The sequence below is a fragment of the Anaerobutyricum hallii DSM 3353 genome (genome assembly GCF_000173975.1).
Lineage (GTDB): Bacteria > Bacillota > Clostridia > Lachnospirales > Lachnospiraceae > Anaerobutyricum > Anaerobutyricum hallii.
The window spans coordinates 23,105-43,089 of sequence record NZ_ACEP01000081.1 but is presented as its reverse complement, the minus strand read 5'-3'; the positions used below and the strand labels follow the sequence as shown (position 1 = coordinate 43,089).

10 protein-coding genes, 1 tRNA gene and 1 pseudogene are annotated in these 19,985 nt (G+C 37.1%); 4 read left to right on the top strand and 8 right to left on the bottom strand.

Features of this window, described 5'->3' with window-relative positions; translation table 11 throughout:
• Positions 1–534 precede the first annotated feature (534 nt).
• Entirely contained in the window at positions 535–2,118 is a 1,584-nt protein-coding gene (locus EUBHAL_RS07930) for a glucose-6-phosphate isomerase (RefSeq protein WP_005347661.1), read from the top strand.
• 94 nt (positions 2,119–2,212) lie between these two features.
• Here EUBHAL_RS07930 and EUBHAL_RS17390 read toward each other — a convergent pair.
• Positions 2,213–2,260 (bottom strand): annotated as a pseudogene (locus EUBHAL_RS17390) (hypothetical protein); the annotation flags it as partial.
• On the opposite strand from EUBHAL_RS17390, the gene EUBHAL_RS17385 reads away from it, so the two are divergent.
• A complete protein-coding gene (locus EUBHAL_RS17385; RefSeq protein ID WP_408629981.1) occupies positions 2,253–2,303 on the top strand; it encodes a DUF6783 domain-containing protein in 51 nt (16 codons plus the stop codon). The pseudogene EUBHAL_RS17390 and the gene EUBHAL_RS17385 overlap by 8 nt on opposite strands.
• 305 nt (positions 2,304–2,608) lie before the next feature.
• Complete coding sequence (locus EUBHAL_RS07925) at positions 2,609–3,463, top strand: hypothetical protein (RefSeq protein WP_005347658.1); 855 nt, start codon at positions 2,609–2,611, stop codon at positions 3,461–3,463.
• 173 nt (positions 3,464–3,636) lie between these two features.
• On the opposite strand, the gene EUBHAL_RS07920 is transcribed toward EUBHAL_RS07925, so the two are convergent.
• Positions 3,637–4,173: a histidine phosphatase family protein gene (locus EUBHAL_RS07920; RefSeq protein WP_005347655.1), complete on the bottom strand. Its 537-nt coding sequence runs from the start codon at positions 4,171–4,173 to the stop codon at positions 3,637–3,639.
• Between the two features lie 687 nt (positions 4,174–4,860).
• Between EUBHAL_RS07920 and EUBHAL_RS07915 the strand changes: the two genes are divergently transcribed.
• Positions 4,861–5,661, top strand: a complete 801-nt coding sequence (locus EUBHAL_RS07915) for an SDR family NAD(P)-dependent oxidoreductase (protein WP_005347649.1) — start codon at positions 4,861–4,863, stop codon at positions 5,659–5,661.
• Between the two features lie 208 nt (positions 5,662–5,869).
• On the opposite strand, the gene EUBHAL_RS07910 is transcribed toward EUBHAL_RS07915, so the two are convergent.
• The 6 genes from EUBHAL_RS07910 to EUBHAL_RS07885 all read right to left on the bottom strand — a co-directional run bounded on the left by EUBHAL_RS07910 (position 5,870) and on the right by EUBHAL_RS07885 (position 19,865).
• Positions 5,870–5,943 (bottom strand) — tRNA-Pro (locus EUBHAL_RS07910).
• 126 nt (positions 5,944–6,069) lie between these two features.
• Entirely contained in the window at positions 6,070–12,348 is a 6,279-nt protein-coding gene (locus EUBHAL_RS07905) for a DUF7507 domain-containing protein (RefSeq protein ID WP_005347647.1), read from the bottom strand.
• A 428-nt stretch (positions 12,349–12,776) separates the two neighbouring features.
• Positions 12,777–13,295 carry an acetolactate synthase small subunit gene (gene ilvN / locus EUBHAL_RS07900; RefSeq protein ID WP_005347646.1) on the bottom strand — a complete coding sequence of 173 codons (519 nt, stop codon included), beginning with the start codon at positions 13,293–13,295 and terminating at the stop codon, positions 12,777–12,779.
• A 12-nt stretch (positions 13,296–13,307) separates the two neighbouring features.
• Positions 13,308–15,041, bottom strand: coding sequence for a biosynthetic-type acetolactate synthase large subunit (gene ilvB / locus EUBHAL_RS07895; RefSeq protein WP_005347643.1), 1,734 nt, complete (start codon positions 15,039–15,041; stop codon positions 13,308–13,310).
• Between the two features lie 356 nt (positions 15,042–15,397).
• Positions 15,398–17,689, bottom strand: a complete 2,292-nt coding sequence (locus tag EUBHAL_RS07890; RefSeq protein ID WP_005347642.1) for a hydratase — start codon at positions 17,687–17,689, stop codon at positions 15,398–15,400.
• Positions 17,690–18,248: 559 nt separating this feature from the next.
• Positions 18,249–19,865: a hypothetical protein gene (locus EUBHAL_RS07885; RefSeq protein ID WP_005347640.1), complete on the bottom strand. Its 1,617-nt coding sequence runs from the start codon at positions 19,863–19,865 to the stop codon at positions 18,249–18,251.
• Between the last annotated feature and the right edge of the window lie 120 nt (positions 19,866–19,985).

Sequence of the window (19,985 nt, the reverse complement as noted above, 5' to 3'; positions counted from 1 at the left end):
AAACTATTATTATTGATTGGATACTATATTAGATTTTAAGCAAATTGATGTAATTATTATGTTATCATCCACAATATTTATAAAATCAAATTTAAAATGCCGATTTCTTCATTTTACTATTACATACAGGCGGTCAAATCATCCCCTCTATTCCCAGTCATTCTCGAGTAAGCAGAAGACATCAGCTTCTGTCCCCAAATCCCCCCTCCTGTTTAATTCACCTTCTCCAGCCACAGCACAGAAGCCATTGCCCTCAATAAGGCATATTTGTGGTCTCGGAGCAAGTGTTGGATGCGAGCGCGTGGAGCGAACATTCAACACGTCGCGACTAAAAGCACAAATATGCCTTATTGAGGGCAATGGCTTCGTCTGTAGTTTGCTTAATGAATTAAATAGTAAGAATCCATTGCATTTGGAAATATTTTTTAGTATAATTGATATATAGGATTTTGGATGCAAAGATTTCATTTTCTTTACATTCTTAATTTTAATCATGTTTAATGTATAGTCACATTAACTAAGGAGGATTTATTTATGGCAACTTGGAACAACCTTGACACTCTGGCATCTTATGAAAAACTTGCCGGACTGAAAAATCATGTAGACATCAAAGAAGCTATGGCTGGTGAGAATGGTGCAGAACGTGTAGCAAAGTACACAGCACCAATGGCTGAAGGTCTTAGCTTTAATTATGCTGCAAAACAGGTAGATGATACTGTTTTAACTGCATTAACAGAATTAGCTGAAGAAGCACAGCTTGCTGAAAAGTTCGAAGAATTATATAACGGTGCTGTTATCAACACAGGAGAAAAACGTCTTGTTCTTCATCATTTAGCACGTAGACAGTTAGGTAATGATGTTGTTGTTGACGGTGTAAACAAGCGTGAATTTTACGTTTCCCAGCAGGAAAAAGCAGCAGACTTTGCGAATAAAGTTCATGCTGGAGAAATTACTAACGCTGCAGGCGAGAAGTTCACAACTGTAGTTCAGATTGGTATCGGTGGAAGTGACTTGGGCCCTCGTGCTTTATATATCGCATTAGAGAACTGGGCAAAAGAGAATGGTGTTGCTAAGATGGAAGCAAAGTTTATCAGTAACGTAGATCCTGATGATGCTGCTGCTATTTTAAAATCTACTGATTTAGCTCACGCTCTTTTCATCGTTGTATCCAAATCCGGAACAACTTTAGAGACATTAACAAACGAAGCTTTCGTTAAAGATGCTTTAACAAAGGCCGGATTAAATCCTGCAAATCATATGCTTGCTGTAACAAGTGAGACATCTCCTTTAGCAAAGAGTGATGATTACTTAGAAGCATTCTTCATGGATGACTACATCGGCGGACGTTATTCCTCCTCTTCTGCAGTTGGCGGAGTTGTTCTTTCCCTCGCATTTGGTCCAGAAATCTTCGCAAGAATCTTAAATGGTGCTGCTGAAGAAGATAAACTTGCTGCAAACAAAAATATTTTAGAGAACCCAGATATGTTGGATGCATTAATTGGTGTTTATGAGCGTAACGTTCAGGGATATCCATCTACTGCAGTCTTACCATACTCTCAGGCATTAAGCCGTTTCCCAGCGCACTTACAGCAGTGTGATATGGAATCTAACGGTAAGTCTGTAAACCGTTTCGGCGAACCTGTAAACTATGTAACAGGTCCTACAATTTTTGGAGAACCTGGAACAAACGGACAGCACTCTTTCTATCAGTTATTACATCAGGGAACAGACATCGTTCCTTTACAGTTTGTTGGATTTAAAAACAGCCAGATTGGCATGGATGTAGTAATCGAAGACAGCACAAGTCAGCAGAAATTATGTGCAAATGTAGCTGCACAAATCGTTGCTTTCGCATGCGGTAAGAAAGATGAAAATCTTAATAAGAATTTCGAAGGTGGACGTCCATCCAGTATCATTATCGGTGACCAGTTAACACCTGAATCACTCGGTGCTTTATTAGCTCATTTCGAGAACAAGATTATGTTCCAGGGATTTGTATGGAATGTTAACAGTTTTGATCAGGAAGGTGTACAGCTTGGTAAAGTTCTTGCAAAACGTGTTCTTGCACACGATACAGACGGAGCTTTAAAGGCTTACAGTGATCTGTTAAATATCTAATCTTAGAATAAACAGACAAAAATGAAAAACGCAACTATCTAGAGCGTGTCTGAAAAATGCTTTCTGCAAGATGTGCGTTACAATTTGTGGAAAATTTTAACTGAATGAAGGCAAAATATACCGCAAATTGGGGCGTGCAGATTGCAGAAATGATTTTTCAAACACGCTCTAGAGTTGTTAAATAAGCGAAAATAGAACAGCGAACTATCTACAGACATTTCATATCACAGCTCTTAAAATGCTTGATAGCATTTTAAAATTGCTCTGGACATGTTTGTTGGATAGTTCGCTGTTCTATTTCCTTCTGGAAAAGGATAAATAGTGACTACTAGTTACTTTTTTGAAAGCTTACTTGTTGATATAATAAATTATATTACATATGGTACTTGTATCAAATATTTCAGGATAATTAAGGACTTTTTTCTGAAAATATGCCATAGTAACATTATACATGTAGTACTTTTATGCAATATTTTAAGGAGGGATTGCTATGAAGAATACTATTTTTAAATCATTTAAATTTACTTTTTCATTGATGCTTACGGTTATGCTATGTCTATCTTTCTCTACTATTACTAATGCCGCATCTGTAAAAGATATTCCTGTCAAGAAAACAATATCTGCAGATATTACCGGGGATGGAAAAGCGGATAAAATTCTTATCACAACTACTATGGACGATGATTTCCGCGTAAAAAAACTTAAAGTTACGGTAAATAAGAAAACGGCTTTTAGTAAAAATTGTACTGACAGCGGAATTAATTATATCACCGCTAAATATGCCAAAATGACAAACAAAAATGAGTTTATTCAATTAATGGGTATTGGCGATAACGATTACATTGTATTTAACCAAATTTACAAATATAACAATACATCTAAAAAGCTGTATTCTGTAAGCAAACTAGACAATACCGCCTGTGAGATTGTATCTGCCAAGAAAAACCGTCTGACTCTTCATCACGGAGAACAGCCTGCTGAAACAGGATGGCTTACCTGGAAAATGTCTTATAAATTCCGTAATAATAAACTTGTTTTGACAAATGCTACTACTTCTACCGTAAAAAGCACAATCGGTTACAGCAGAAAAGACTCTTACAGTAAGTTATTCCGCAAAAATATTTTTGTAACAGCAAAAAAATTAAGGTTTTATAACGGAAAGAAACTTGCCTTTACTGTTCCAAAGGGTAAACAGGTTACTCTGAAAAAACTCACACTGTCCAAAGGTAATATTTACCTTCAGTTCCAGTATGGAAAGAAAACTGGCTGGATTAGCGTCAACAATAAAAATTACGACTTTGAATCACCATACTTTAAAAAAGTAAACAGCAGATTGGCTGGATAGATTTTGAGTTGCCTCAGGAAGGATGCCCCCTGAGAATGAAATAATCCTTATTTGTGGCCTCAGAGCAAGTATTCAACACGCCGCGACTAAAGTCACAAATAAGGATTTTTTCATTCTCAAAGAGCTGTGCTTTGGCAGTTGGAGCAAATCAAATCATCACAAAGCTCTGATAATCAAAATTCATACTTACGAAGTTCACAATTCTTAATTCCAAAGCCTGCGAATTCTTCGTTGCTCATATCCCGGACATAAGACTCGATTGCTCTTGAGATTCCATTATGCGCTACTAACAGATACACTTTGTCTTCTTTTTTTATATCATCAAGAAGATTATAGATTCTCTGGCAAAGCTGTAACATAGATTCACCGCCTTCATAACGGCACACAAAATCTTGTTTCGCTCTTTTGAATTCTTCACCATTTCTTGGAGTTGATTCATATTTTCCAAAATTCTGTTCTTTTAATCGAAGTTCTTCTCTCGCCGGAATTCCCGTTACTTCTGAAATATGTTTTGCTGTATCGGCAGCACGCATTAAAGGAGAATATAAAATCTCATCAATCTTAATTCCTTCTTTTAAAATTCTCTCACCTAGTTCCGCCGCCTGCTGATGCCCTAAATCTGTCAGTGCGATGTCTGTTGCACCACAAATTTTATTCTCTACATTCCATACGGTCTGTCCGTGTCTTGTAAAATAAAAATATTTTGCCATAATGCCTCCTGTAAGATATTCTTTTTACATTATACTCCTGGCGAAATAACATGACAATAATGATTTGTGGGTTCTGTTTATGGTCAGCTCAGGAAATCAGTTAGAACATTGAAGAAAAAATAGGATTAAGATTGTTATTTTTTCTAAAAATCAATTTTATCAGCCTGTTTCTTGCATAAATATGCTCCTTTATCCCAATTTTTCTTTCAATTCGCACAACTTTTCTGTACCAACATGCGTACATTTTTATTTTTCTTTGTCTATATTTTAGCTATATAAATTTATTTTGAATATTTTTTTCATTTTCTTTCATCTTTTTTATTAATTTGCCTAAAACTATTGCTATTTTTTATACAAATGCAGGCTATATCATGTTGTGTTTCATTTTCATTTTTTTATTTGTCAAAAATCAGATAATTTTTTCTTTAAACAAATTCAACTGGAAACCCGCTATTTTAAAGGATATAAAGAGATTGTTTATTATTTATCAGATAATAAAGTTAAAAGATATTTATTTAACATAGTTGTCAGAATATTAACAGATTTGTGTATTGATTTTAGTACAATTTTCTGTTATCATACAGTCATGCGATTCGTAAAATAAAGAAAATGAAATTGAAAAAGAATAAGAAGATAAAAAAGTAATTCGGATATCCAATTATAGACGAACAGAAGGGAGTACATATTATGGGATTTTTAAAAGGGAAAACAGCGATTATCACAGGTGGCGGCCGTGCCGTATTAAGTGACGGAAGTTGCGGTTCTATTGGATATGGTATTGCAACGGCTTACGCAAAAGAGGGCGCAAACCTCGTGATTACCGGACGAAATCTGCAGAAATTAGAAGATGCGAAAGAAGAGTTAGAAAGGCTCTATGGCATTCAGGTACTTCCAGTGCAGGCAGATGTTAATGCAGGAACAGACAATGAAGCCGCTGTTGCAAATGTAGTAAAACAGGCTATTGACACTTTCGGACAAATTGATGTTTTAATTAATAATGCACAGGCTTCTGCTTCTGGTGTCAGTCTTGCGGACCACACAACAGAACAGTTCAATCTCGCATTATATTCTGGATTATATGCCGTATTCTATTACATGAAAGCATGCTATCCATATTTAAAAGAAACAAAGGGATCTGTTATTAATTTTGCTTCCGGCGCTGGCTTATTCGGAAATTACGGTCAATGTGCTTACGCCGCTGCCAAAGAAGGAATACGTGGACTTTCCCGTGTAGCCGCTACAGAATGGGGCGCAGACGGAATCAACGTTAACGTTGTTTGTCCCCTTGCCTGGACTGCTCAGCTTGAAAACTTTGAAAAAGCTTATCCTGAAGCATTCAAAGCAAATGTTAAGATGCCGCCAGCAGGTCATTATGGAGATGTAGAAAAAGAAATCGGTCGCGCCTGTGTACAGCTTGCTTCTCCAGATTTCAAATATATGAACGGAGAGACACTCACATTAGAAGGTGGAATGGGACAGAGACCATAAAGCACTATATATTATTTTCTCTTTCAAATAAAACTATCTCAACAAAAAAGCACCGAAAATCTATCGTTTAAGTAGATTTCCGATGCTTTTGCTGATATAATTTTCAAAATTTTATTAAGCTCCTTCGTACAAAATCTCACTTCTTGATTACTTTGATTTACTAAATATTCACGGAGTCCTCAGAGCCTTTATTTATGCGGTTTTAGAATCGAGGCGACGGGACTCGAACCCACGGCCTCTGCGTCCCGAACGCAGCGCTCTACCAAACTGAGCCACGCCTCGTTTTCACAATGAATATAATATCAAAATTCATAGATTATGTCAAGTTTTTGAGAGGGTAAGCAGAGATTAATATTTCTTACCCTCTCTTATTTTATCGTTATATTGCTATTATGTTTCTTCGCGTTTTCAATTTTTTCGTTTTTTATTTTTATAAGAGATGAGAACACTAAGTGCTAAGATGGCTGCTACACTTAAGAAACTATACATCAAAACCGGAGTATTATCTCCTGTTTTTGCTCCATTTCCTTTCGTGCCAGTTTCTCTATTTTTCTTTGGATTTTGATTCTTTATTTCCTTTTCTTTTAAATTAATTTTGTCATAATCACTCATCTTTGATGTCGTTGGTATCTTACTGCCATCTTTATTTTGTCCTGTAATGACCACTTCATTTTTCAGGAATTTTATAGATGGAATATCTTTCTTTACTTTTCCAATGTATATTAGTTCTACAGCATCCTCCGCTTCTATTTTTTTCAAACAGAGTTCTCGTTTTTTTGATGTTTCTATATGTAGTTCTTTTCCCTTTTTTGTTCGTATCACATCACCAGCTTTATTGGCAAACCCTTTCATTTGAACATATTTTTTCAACTCCGCTGATGGTTCTTCTGTTACTTTTACATGATTTGCCGTTCCATTACCCACATTAGTGACTGTAAGTATAAACTGAACTTCTTCTCCCTCTTTATAAGTTCCATACTTTTTCTTTCCTGTATAACGTCCATTTTCTAAAATAACATTTTTCGTTTTATCTGCTTTTTTGGCTGCTAAAATATCTGGAGTACCGATTCCTACTGTATCGTTATCCGTCATCTCTGGGGTATCTTCAACATAATTTTCTTCGTTTTCTCCATTCTCATTCACTGTTTTATACTGCGCTACAAGATGTACCATATTATTTAATCCAGTGTCTCTGTTCGCTCCTGATTGTATGATTCCCTTTAAATGAATAGCGACACTATCTCCACTTTTTAGATGATCTAATACAACAGAACGACTTTCTGACTGCTTTGTTATGGATTCTGAGTCTTTTCCTATGTCTTCATCTTTCTCTGCTGTCCTAACCTGAATGGTATCTCCCATCTTTGTTGTAACCTGCCCAGTTGTAATAGTAATAGAATCTGATTTTAATACAGATAATAGTTTCTTATCTAAAGTGTCATCCACAAGCAGGTTATATAAATCTGCAGTTCCTGCATTCGTTAGTGTGATTGTATAATCTACGGTATCCCCGTATTCATAAATACCTTCTTCTTTCTGACCTTCATATCTGCCTTTTACCAGTGTGACTCCCTGTGTTTTATCTGCTAATTTTGCAATCTTTGCAAGCGGGGTTCCTGGTATATTAATATAATCTTCGTCTTGCATTAATTCTGTGACTGGGATTTCTGCATATTGTTTACTTTCTTCTTTCAGTTCTTCCACGGTAAGCTTCTGAATAGCCTCGTAGGCTTCTTCTATTGCCTTTTTACTTTCTTTTGATAATGGTTCTAATTCTTTTTTCGGTACCTTTGTTCCTTCCTGATCATCCTTTTGGTCATCTTTTTTATCCTCTTCTTTCTCTGCCGCATCGTCTTTTGATGTTTCTTCTTTCTTTTCTGTACTAGCTTCTTCTTTTTCTGTTTCTTCCTGTTCTTTGCGTGCTTTTTCGTCTCCTTTTTTATACCTTGCTGTTAAGTTTACAATATTCTCAAGTGAAAAAAGATTTCCGACATCTATGCGTACTTTTCCTTTCAAATACACATCTACGGCATCTCCTGCTGCCAGGAAATCCATCCATAACTTCTGTGATTCTTCTAAGTTTGTGCGCACTTTGCGATTGTCTTTGGATGTGTAGACCTGCTCTATAAAAGAAACACTATCCTTTTCAAGAGCTTCTTCTAATTCCTTACTAAGAACATCCGTTAATCTTAAATCATATAAATTGGCACTTCCTGTATTGCTTACTGTAATTTTATAAGTTACTTCATTTCCATTCTCATAAACGCCGGAAATCTTAGCCCCTGCATCATATCTGCCTTCTTTTAAGACAACCCCAGTTGTTTTATCAGCTAGTTTTGCGGTTCTTCCTTCTGGTATTCCTGGCACTTCAATAATATCTTCATCGTCTTCTCCTGGAACTTCTTCGTCTTCATTTCCATTAAAGTACCATCCATTAACATATACTTTATTAGAAAGATCATATAAATTCGCTGTTCCAGGCAATAAATTAACACTATAATTTAACGTAATATAATCATCTGCAAAGAGGCGGTCTGTTCCAGAACCATCCTCTCCTGTATTACATAATATCACTGTATTTTTATCTATTACTTTGGCTGTAATCTTCTTTCCTTTTGCTGTAGTGAGAACATAAAAACTATCTTTATCCACAGTTGCATCATCAAAAACAAAACCTGCACTTTCCATATCGGATACGGCTTTAAGTTCATCGCTTAATGCATCTTTTACTGTAATCCTTTTTAAAGCTGCCTCCCCGGAATTCTTTACTACAATAGAGAACTTTACTTTTTCCTTTGCATTGTATATTCCAGGTATTTTAGACCCTGATGTTATCTCTCCATTTTCAATCTGAATTCCTGTTGTTCTATCGGCAGTCTTTATTACCTTTTCCTCTGGAATTCCTGGAATATTGATATAATCCCAGTCTACGACCAGACTATTATTCTCTCCATCTACTAAGTCCTTTACTGGTACATCAACTAGATGTGGCTTATCCGCATCGTCTTCTTGTCCATTATCATCATACTGTGCCTGAACGCGAACTTCATTCTTAAGCTTCCACACATCTTTCACAGCTTCTTTTAATTTTACTTTCACATGCATCTCAACGCTGTCAGCTATTGCAAGATGATGCAGGTTTAATACAAGATTAGATGATGCTGACATCTGAGCATATACTTTATCTCCGCTTTTCGTCACAAAATAGCCCGATTCAGGAAGTACAAATGCTGCAGTTTCCATATCTGCATATTTTGAGAGTGTCTGTCCAGCAAATTCCCCCTTACAATCCATATCATCTGTCACTTTAATATTGTAAAGAGAAACATTTCCTGTATTTGTTACTCTTATTGTATAATCAACGAATTCTCCTGCCTTATAGCGTCCTGTCACCTTTTTCTCTATATAACGTCCTGTTTTTTCATCAAAAGAAACTTCTTTTTTCTCTTCATTGGTTGTTTTATCTGCAAGCTTAGAAACTGCAAGTGATGGATGCATCAAAAGATTGTTTACTTTAAGATGATAACTAATCAATTCTTTACTGCTGTCTAAACCATAATGCAGCTCTGCTTCATAAATCGTATCTCCTTTAATATGATTCCATGCTCCTTTAATTTCCTCTACGATATATTTACCAATATATAATGACTTATTGCTTTCTCCTTTTCCATCTTCTCCGGTTGTAATCTTATCTACTACCTCTCCCTTTGTAACAAGAGGTTTTGCATCAGAAGCTGGTGTTCCATCTTCCTTGACATCCCACGGTGCGTAAATGTCCTGCGCCGCAGTTACTGAAAAAACAGCACCACTCACTGGCTGCCCCTCATCATCTTCTTTTTGGATAAGGAGCTTTCCTTTTTGAAGTGGATTCTCATATACTAAACTGCCTTTTTGCTTTTCTCCTGTTGACAAATTTTCAAAAATGACAGGATTCTCCTTATTGTCTGTATTTTCCGACAGTTCAAACGTCCACTCTTGCTTCGTTAATATGCATCCCTTCGGCGCTTTCTTCTCCACAATTTTATAACGACCTAAATTATCCAGAGTATTTTTAAATTCCTGCTTATTTTGATAAACCGATCTCTTATTCTCATCCACATCTTCTTCTAAAGTAAAGAGTTCTTCATATTGATTTTTAGATTGTGACCACTGTAACAGGGTAAATTCCGCTCCAGATAAATATGCTCCCGTATCTTTGCTCTTTTTGTAAACCTTTATTAAATTCTTTTCCGCCTGATAATTTGTATTTTCTAACTGTGCCTCCAGTGGTATATTTGAAGAAAGATCAAACAGAGCTTCTGATTTTAAAGTTGGAATTTTGTAAGTCCACTCTTTATTAAGAGATGGCTTCCACACATTTTTATAGACTGCAGGAATAGCAATTTCTTTAACGCAATATGGACCATCTCCATATTTATCTTTATAAAAACTATAGCTAGTTCCTGTCTTAAATACAGCAATTCCTTCTTTATTTGTTACTGCCGTATCTATTGGTTCTGCTTTATCTATACTGACATTTTCACCGCCAAATAAACCAAATTTCACTCCTTCGATTGGCTGCCCGCTATTTTGATCTGTCTTTTTTACTTTAATTATCATCCCTGCTTTAGATGCCACATAATTCGATTCTTTTTTTACTGAACCACCCTGATTATTTGCTACATTTAATGTTCCCTTATTTAAAACTGCTACACTTCCCTGACATTTTCCTGCCTCAGATACTTTCGCAGTCACAGTATTATCTGTCTGATACCAGTCCGCAACTGATTTATTAATTTTATGTAACTCTTCATCCGATTTCATCTGCACTTCTATATGCACATAATAACTGTGTCCATAAAAAGCTGCCGCTGATAACTTCGCATTTTTCGCTGCCACTTTCACTGTCGTGGCATGATCTGTCCCTTGCGTTTTTGTTATATTAAAATTGGCACTTACATCTGTATAATTCATCTGATCAGCCTGGACATTATTATTTACCGCCTCATCTGCATATACTTTCACATCTTTTACGTTCAAAAGCGATTCTACTTTATCCTCAAACTGAAATGATGTATACTTCGCCGTAGTTACATTGGACGGACTCGGAACTGGTGCAGATAAAACATAGGAAAATGTCTCCTTTCTATCAGACAACCCCAGAAATTTTTTTGCTGATTCTGAATTTTTAGAATTGATTTTTCCGTGATAAATCGCTTTCTTTACTTCATCTGGTAATAATCCAATCCCTACATCTGCACGAATAGAAAGCAGTCCTGTACTGTTTGACCAATAATAGGATGTAGAATCTGCCAGTGAACTATCCGCTGGAATCCCATATCCACTTTTTACCGCATATGCCGCATTACCGCCCGTATCCTTCTGGTCACATTTGGCTACTGTCCATCGACAATTCACCGTACTTCCCGCGAAAATTCCAACTGCGGTTGTTGTCTCATCATTATTGTCAAAACCTTCACTCGTCCTTGAAGAAACATATCCTTTCGAACCAGTAATCAATCCTGTCGCATTATACTGAAGTTTTGACTGCTGCATCTGAAACATAAGTACTTTCTCAAAACCTGTTCCAAAATCAACACCCTGCTGTGCATCAATATCACAAAACTGAATTAATCCTTTGATTCCTGAAACCGGTGTTGTCGTTCCACTATAATAGAAATCCATGCGAGTCTGCACATAATCTGTACCCATAACAGATATACCAATCTTGTTCTTCTGGAATCCAATATATGGCGCTTTTAAATCCTGATTCGACAACTGCTTTCTTATCGCTGCCCTTGGAAATTTATATCCTGTTACTGTAATCTTTAAATCAATCTTATATGTTCTCTTCGTATTATAATCATACCAATTTCCAACATCTTTATATACTGCGTATGGATTCACCGTAGTTTTCTGTAAATTAAATACTTTCGATGCAATACGTCCTTTCGATACGGCAGGATATAAAGTACCAAATTCACTTTCTGTTCCATTTTTCACTTTTGTAAAAGAAACTTCCCCTCCTGTTCCTCCACCAACGCTTACTGAACTGTTATTATTAAAACGGGGAGTAAAATTGTACTGTCTTCCATTTGAATAACTTTCATAAATATACTTCGATGCCGCCTGTGCATTAGCTACTGTAAGCAGATTTTTTCCTGTCACGCTTCCCACTTTTTTGCTGTTTTTTTGTAATAAAAAATAATGGCTGGTAACATCAGGCATTGTTACAGAATGGTTTGTGCTTGGATGAGTAGACATTACTACTGGTACAGACTCTTCCTCCTCGTCTTCCCTCTGCTCCGCTGTGGACTGTTCCTGATTCCTTTCTGTAGATTTTTTTGTCTGTCCCCCTTCTTTTAGTTCTGAACCTGTTAATTTCTCCTGTTGTTGCTGAGATTTATCCTGTGTTCCTGCACTTTCCGATTCCTGCTCTGTACACTTTTCTTCTGCTTCATTATGCTGCTCCGTGGTTCCTTGCTCTGATTTTTCCTTTTCTTCCGTTGTTTCTTTAGAAATGGCTGTCGTACTCTCCTGACTTTCTGTTGTAATATTCTCTATCTGTCTGGTATCTTCCTGTTCATTTTTCATCTGGTAGAAACTCTCTTTCCCTATTCCAGAAGCAGCTACGCTTATGTTGATATTTGTAAAAAAAAGTGCAGCTACTAAAACAAAAATAAGGATTCTCCTAAAAAATATCCGCATTTTCTGCCCTCCTGAAAAATTCTATATTTCCCTGTTGCTTAAAATATCTCTCTTCTCGTTTTACACTCCTTTCATTTTTAGGAAATATTTCCATTTCATTTTAGCATTCCACTTCTTAATTGTCAATATTTTACTTTATTTCTTTTTTATTCATCAATTATATTTTTGTACTTTCATTTCCCCATATATAACATTCCAATCCCAAAAGCAAAAAAAGAAGAGTATCTAAACATAGATGTTTAAATACCCTTCTGTTAAGCCGCATTCAAAAATACTTTCTGTTAAGTATAAATCACAATTTATGGAAATCTTATCCAAACAAAGGACATATTCTCTACAAAACAAATATACCGATTGTTGAAATAATTCTTCAAATACGCTCTAAATCGTAAATTCTATAATGGAAAAACAATATTTTATTCTAAATATTAACGGTCAATCATGCTGATAGACTCTATTGCAACAATACCACCTCGAACAACTTCCACATGATCAAACTTTCTTGTTAAAAGAGCAATAAGGTCGTTATTACGTCCCTCTGTATTTACACTCTCTAAAAGAACACTGTTAATACCGTAGTCAATCGCTTTAGCTCCAAATACCTGTGAGATACGGAAAATCTCACCCTTCTCAAATTCAGAACATTCATGAATCTTCACGAAAAGAATCTCCTTCATATGGGTTGGGGCATCGGTAATATCGTTAAGCTTAATTACCTCTACGCAGCGGTTTAACTGCTTTTTAATCTGCTCAAAAGTTGCATCGTCAGAAGAAAGGCCAATTGTCATTCTTGATACTGTAGGATCTTCTGTAACACCTACTGTAATACTTGAAATGTTATAGGACTTTCCAGACATCATTCCTGAAATACGTGCTAATACACCAATTCGGTTCTCCACATACAGAGATACCCATCTTTTTTTCTTTTCTGTATTTATCTCTCTCATCTCTGCATCCTCCTATAACATAATATCTTCAAAGCTTGCTCCACCCTTGATCATCGGCATAACCAGTTCATCTGGAGCAACCATACATTCTACAATAACTGGTTTCTTATTCTTCTCTGCGTACTCTCTCGCCTCAAGAATCGTATCTTTTAACTGATCATTACTTGTAACAAAATATCCTTTAGAACCGTAAGCTTCTGCCATCTTTACGAAATCAGGAACATACTCTGGACATACCCAGCCCGGTGTACCACATTTACCCTTGCAGGACTTATGATAGCGCAGGCAGGTAATTGTATAACGCTTCTTAAAGAAGAGTTCCTGCATCTGGCGAACCATTCCGAGACGATTATTGTTAAATACAATGTTTACTAACGGAAGTTCCTGGCATACTGCTGTTGCAAGCTCCTGCATGTTCATCTGGAATCCACCGTCACCACTGATTGATACGACAGACTTCTCTGGACATCCAATCTGTGCTCCTACGGCAGATGGAAGGCCAAATCCCATCGTACCAAGTCCTCCGCTTTGTACTAATCTATGAGTCGCATCTAACTTCAGATACTGGGAAGCCCACATCTGATGCTGTCCTACATCACTGGTAAATACTGTATCTCTGTCTGCATACACTTCATTCAAAGTCTCGATGATACGCTGTGGGTTTACTCCCTCTTCTACTTCCATATGAAGAGGATATTCTTTATCCCAGCCTTTTACCTCTGCAATCCATTCCTCATGCTTCATTGGTTCTGTATGCTCTAATATCTTTAAGATTGCTGCCTTCGCATCTGCAACAATCGGAATATCTACTGTAACATTTCTTGAAATCGCTGCGGATTCAATATCAATATGGACAATCTTAGCATTCGGTGCAAACTTCTTAATCTCACCAGTTACCCGGTCATTAAAACGGCATCCGATAGAGAACATTAAATCGCACTCATCTGCAGTCTTATTAGCAGCATAAGAACCATGCATTCCGATATTACCAATATATAAAGGATGCTCTGTGGAAATAGCTCCTCGTCCCATAACGGTCGTAATTACTGGAGCATCAATCTTTTCTGCAAGCTTTGTCATCTCTTCCTGAGCATGAGCGAGATTTACTCCCCCACCGATTAAAAACATCGGCTTTTTCGCTTCTTCTAACAGATTAATCGCCTTCTTAAGCTGTCCTACATGAACACCCTTATTCGGCTTATATCCACGGATATTTACTTCTGTTGGATAAGAAGTTGAACCCAGTTCTGCCATAACGTCTGTTGGTAAATCTACAAGAACCGGTCCTGGCTTTCCTGATCTTGCAATGTAAAATGCTTCCTTAATTCGCTGTGCTAACATCTCTCTATCACGGACCATGATAACAAACTTCGCAATATTTCTAGTCACTCCAATGATATCTACTTCCTGAAACGCATCATTACCGATCAAATGCTCTGGAACCTGGCCAGTAAAACATACTAATGGAATACTGTCATAGTTTGCTGTAGCAATTCCTGTTACTAAGTTCGTAGCACCCGGTCCACTGGTTACTAAACATACACCAACCTTGCCGGTTGCTCTGGCATAACCATCCGCTGCGTGAATCAACCCCTGCTCATGTCTTGGTAATACGAGGTCAATCCCGTGACAATCATGGAGTGCGTCTAGAAGATTGACGACCATGCCACCCGGATATGCGAAAATCGTATCCACGCCTTCCTTTTTCATTGCCGTTACAAACAGGTCATTTCCTGAAACCTTCATGCTTACTCCACTCCTTCTTCTCTCATTCAATGTTGTCAATTGTCTTTTGTTCTGATTTTTAGATAACTTACATTTAAAAGTTAATAATCTTTTTTATGATATACCAAATACTTTCCTTTTGTCAATAGTGCACTAATATGTATACAATTTTGATTTACCACAGGCAAGGGAGACGCTACAAAAGCTTTTAGTCGGATTGCTCAAAAAACACAAGAAAGAACCACTTAAAAATCTACCCCATTTAGCACAACGGAACAAAATGGGGCAATTTTTTAGTGGTTCTACTCATAATCTTCTGGTAATCCGAACGCTACTTCCTCTGTAGCACCGTCTACCTTGCCTGCGGCAACTCAGAATTACTGTCGATTGTAGTTAATGAGGCATCCCTTCAAGATAATCTCTCTCTCATCATCTGTTAATTCACCCATTTTTAAAGCAAATGGTGTGAGACTTCCGTCTTTTACAACATAAGCTTCAAATTCTGCTGCCTTTGTCTCGACTGCCTTTCTTACGTCTGGCAGGAAAATGTAATCTCCGTTTGCGAATGGCAGGTCACCTTTTTCAATAAGGAATGGAAGCATACCCCAGTTAATAAGGTTGGAACGATAGCGCTTTGTAGCGTATTCATTTGCAATGTTAGCCCAGCCACCTAATACTTTCTGGCAGGATGCTGCCTGTTCTCTGGCGGAACCGTCACCTGGTTTTACAGCAAAGATTGTACTTCCGATTCCAATATTTTCATTGGTAACATCTGCATACTTAGCGTGAATTGCATCAATTACTGGTGCTAATTCTGCTAATGCTTCTACTGGATTGCTGTTCGCTTCTACTGCTTCCTGTGCTGCTCTTACTTCTTTGGCACGTCCTACATAAGCAGGATCTTTTCTTGAAAGAGTAAACTCTGCAAGGCCAAGTGGATTCGAACGATAGGAGGATGTTTCTCCTGATGGAATTAATTCATCTGTCGTTGTAACTGGATCATGGATCTCTGACACAACTTTTAGAATCATGTTTTCTGGAAGCGCGCTCATCTTTGGCCAGTCTTTGATATTTGGTCCGAACTTAATCTCTACAGATGGATCTGCCACTCCTTTGCTGTCAAATACACGATTTGCGTAAATGCTGCTGTCAAAGTGATATTTTCTTCCTGTATATTCTACATCAAGATCTGTTGCTGGCGTAAGGTATCCTTTATTGGCTGCGGTTGCTGCGATAGAGCGGGCATCCATTAATGCTACGGAAGCAATCTGACCATTTTGTAACTTAGAACCTTCTCTGTTCGGGAAGTTTCTTGTGGAATGACGGATACTTAAGCTATTGTTGGATGGCGTATCTCCCGCACCGAAACATGGACCACAGAATGCTGTTTTTACGATAGCACCACTTTCCATAAGGGCTGCTGCTGCACCATTCTTTACTAATTCCATGTAGATTGGTGTACTTGCAGGATAAACACTTAATGTAAATTCATCCGCTCCAATAGATTTTCCTTTGATAATATCTGCTGCTGCGCATAAGTTTTCAAATCCACCACCGGCACATCCTGCGATGATTCCCTGTTCTACATAGAGCTTTCCATCGCGAACTTTATCGGTAAGTTTAAAGTCTACCTGTCCATCTAAGCTGACAAGTGCTTTCTGCTCACAGTCGTGAAGAACATCCATCAGGTTCTTATTCATATCTTCAATCGTATATGTATTACTTGGATGGAATGGCATAGCAATCATTGGACAAATCTTGCTTAAATCAATCTTAACCATTCCGTCATAGTAAGCAACTTTTGCAGGATTTAATTCTTTGTAATCTTCTACTCTTCCATGGATATCATAGAAATCTTTAATTACATCATCTGTTTTCCAGATAGAGGAAAGACAGGTTGTCTCTGTTGTCATTACGTCAACACCGATACGGAAGTCTGCACTCAGCTTCTCAACACCTGGTCCAACAAACTCCATAACTTTATTATTTACATAACCATTCTGGAATACTGCTCCGATAATCGCAAGAGCTACGTCCTGTGGACCGACACCTTTTATTGGCTCTCCTGTCATGTAGATTCCAATAACACCTGGCATATTAATATCGTAAGTCTGGTTTAAGAGCTGCTTTACAAGCTCTGGTCCGCCTTCACCCATTGCCATTGTTCCAAGTGCTCCATAACGGGTATGAGAATCAGAACCAAGAATCATTGCTCCACCGCAGGCAAGCATTTCTCTTGCGAACTGATGGATAACTGCCTGATGAGGAGGTACATAGATTCCACCGTACTTTTTTGCACAGGTAAGTCCAAACATATGGTCATCTTCGTTGATTGTTCCACCAACAGCACATAAGCTGTTATGACAGTTTGTGAGAACATATGGCATAGGGAACTTCTCTAATCCTGACGCACGTGCTGTCTGGATAATTCCTACATAAGTGATATCATGGGAAGTTAACTTATCAAAACGAATTTTTAACTTTTCCATGTTATCAGAAGTATTATGGGCTTCTAAAATACCATAAGCAATTGTTCCCTTCGCTGCTTCTTCTTTAGAAGGTGCATTCGGACCAGCCACTGCCTGCAGTCTTGCCTGGGCTTCCGGAGTATCTTCTATAATTTCTGTTCCATTTACAAGATACGCTCCTGTTTTTAACAGTTCCATCATTCTATCCTGCTATTGAAGCTTTCGCTTGAATAGCTTTTCCTTTCCTAAAATATATTATTAGTAAGATATTTGTAATGATACGAAATCCTTCAGCCTTTTCATATCGTTACGCTTGTTAATTATATTAGCATAAACGCAGGATAAAATTCAATAATCCATAAGTGGTATTAATTTTGTAAACTTCCAGGTTGCCGAGGCAAAATCAGAATTCATATTATAGGATTTGGATATCATTCAGACGATTATAGCTTTCCATGAAACTGATTTGTAGGATTTGGAATAGTTAGCCGCTGTAAATTTTCTGTAGGATTGCTCAAAAAATACGAGGAAGAACCCCTAAAAAATTTATTGAATTTTGTGACTTTGTGCTGTAGAATTTTGACCATAGAAACTTCGCATTCGTTTCTACGAAGTTTCTGTTTTATTGGGCAAAATGGAGCGTTTAGCACAACGGAACAAAATCAATAAATTTTTTTAGAGGTTCTTCTCAATAATCCTTCTGGCAATCCGACTACAGATTCCTCTACAGCGGCGTCTCCTTTGCTACGCAAATCAGAATCTAATTATTTTTCAATTTTTTCAGAAACCATTTGCGGAATCCTTCTTCTACAATTTCTTTTCCAATAATATATGCTGCACAAAACAGGCTTCCTGTCTGTGTAATTTTCTGCATGTTTTCCTGTTGTGGCATATATAAGGACAGCAGAAGAGATATGAGCATAAATATACATAAGCTTGCCAGAATCTGTCCTTCCCATTTTTGGGTATTTTCAAGAAATTTCTGCCAGATATTTTGTCCAGTAAGATATTTTACGATTGTATCTCTCCAATTTTTTTTGAACCAGATATCCCCCTCCTGGCTGCCGCTATGGCAACAGGCGTATACACAATCTTCTGTTATTTTTTCTCTGCCACTCTGATTTAAACCAGACATAAACAGGATTCTTCCCTGCTTTTGCAAGAATTTTTTTGAATATTCCTGCTGATGTTTTCTCCATATGGCTATAATCTGGCTTTTTTCGACTTCTGAAAGTCCGCAATAAATGCGAATACTTTTTATCTGTTTTTCGAGAGCCACGTTTTTTAGAAGCAAAAACTGTTTTCTATCTATCACTTCTCTTTTTTCTTTCACTATTCCCGTCTGTTTTCCAATAGAAAATGCCGATTCTCTGTTCTGATTCGTAAAAAAGAAGTATTTCACACCTGTTTTCTTTAATCCCTGCATAAATCGCTGAAACTTCTCCTTTTGAAATCTGGACGGAAAATATATATCTTCAAAACCAACAGCAACGATTGGCCTGTCTCCTTCTACCACAGTTTTTTTTAAAAAATCTGGTTGAAAATAAATTCCCTGACGGATAAAAATTTCCTGGAGAATCATATTTTCTGTATAACTTCCTCCATTTTCTTCTCTCTCTTTCTCCTCTGCCGCATATAGTCTTCCTTGTTTCTTCCTTTGTTTACAAATTGTATTCAAAGAGATTTTTCCTTTCATGCTTTCATTTTTTTCTACATACTTATCTTCTATATTCTCTGTCATTTTAACAGTTCTGTTTATACCTGTATTCTCTTTCACATTTTCAAAGAAAGGATACACCACCTGCTGTATTACAATAGCCCGTCCTGTATTTTCTGCAAAAATTTCTCCCTGTTTATATTCTTTATATGGTAACTTTAAACTTATAACAGCGAGCGGAACTTTTTCCCCTCTTTTCAAACGCACAATGTCCCCTTTTACAAGACTATTTACCTGCACACATTGAAATATATTTTCTCGTAAAACCACTACTTTAGTTTTATATATTTCTTCCTTCTTAAATAATACTTTACTATAACGAAATGTCTTTTCCACCTTCCCAAAAAGAAATACCATAAAAGACACAAACAACACTGTTTTTACTCTTTGATCAAATTGAAACAAAACACTTACCACACATAAATATAGAAAGAAAAAGAAAAGCAGATCCTGGCACTCCTGTTTTAAACACATAAACCAAATCCGCTTCTTCTCTTTCGTTATACTATTCCTAGAACTCCTCTTCCCACGCTGCTTCTGCCTCACTTTTGCCAGCGTAAGCCCCCTTTGTATATTTGTATCATACTTCAATTCTAAATATTCAATCGTTCTATCATCCTTTTTCTTCTCCAAATTCTTCTGGCTCCTGTCCATATTCATAGCAACCCTCCCGTTTTCTCTGTATACCAAGTGATATCCCCTTAAATGGGGAATCTTCTTGCTAGAAGAAGATAAAAATCTCCCTGTTTATAAAAAAACGTAACACACTATCTCAGATTG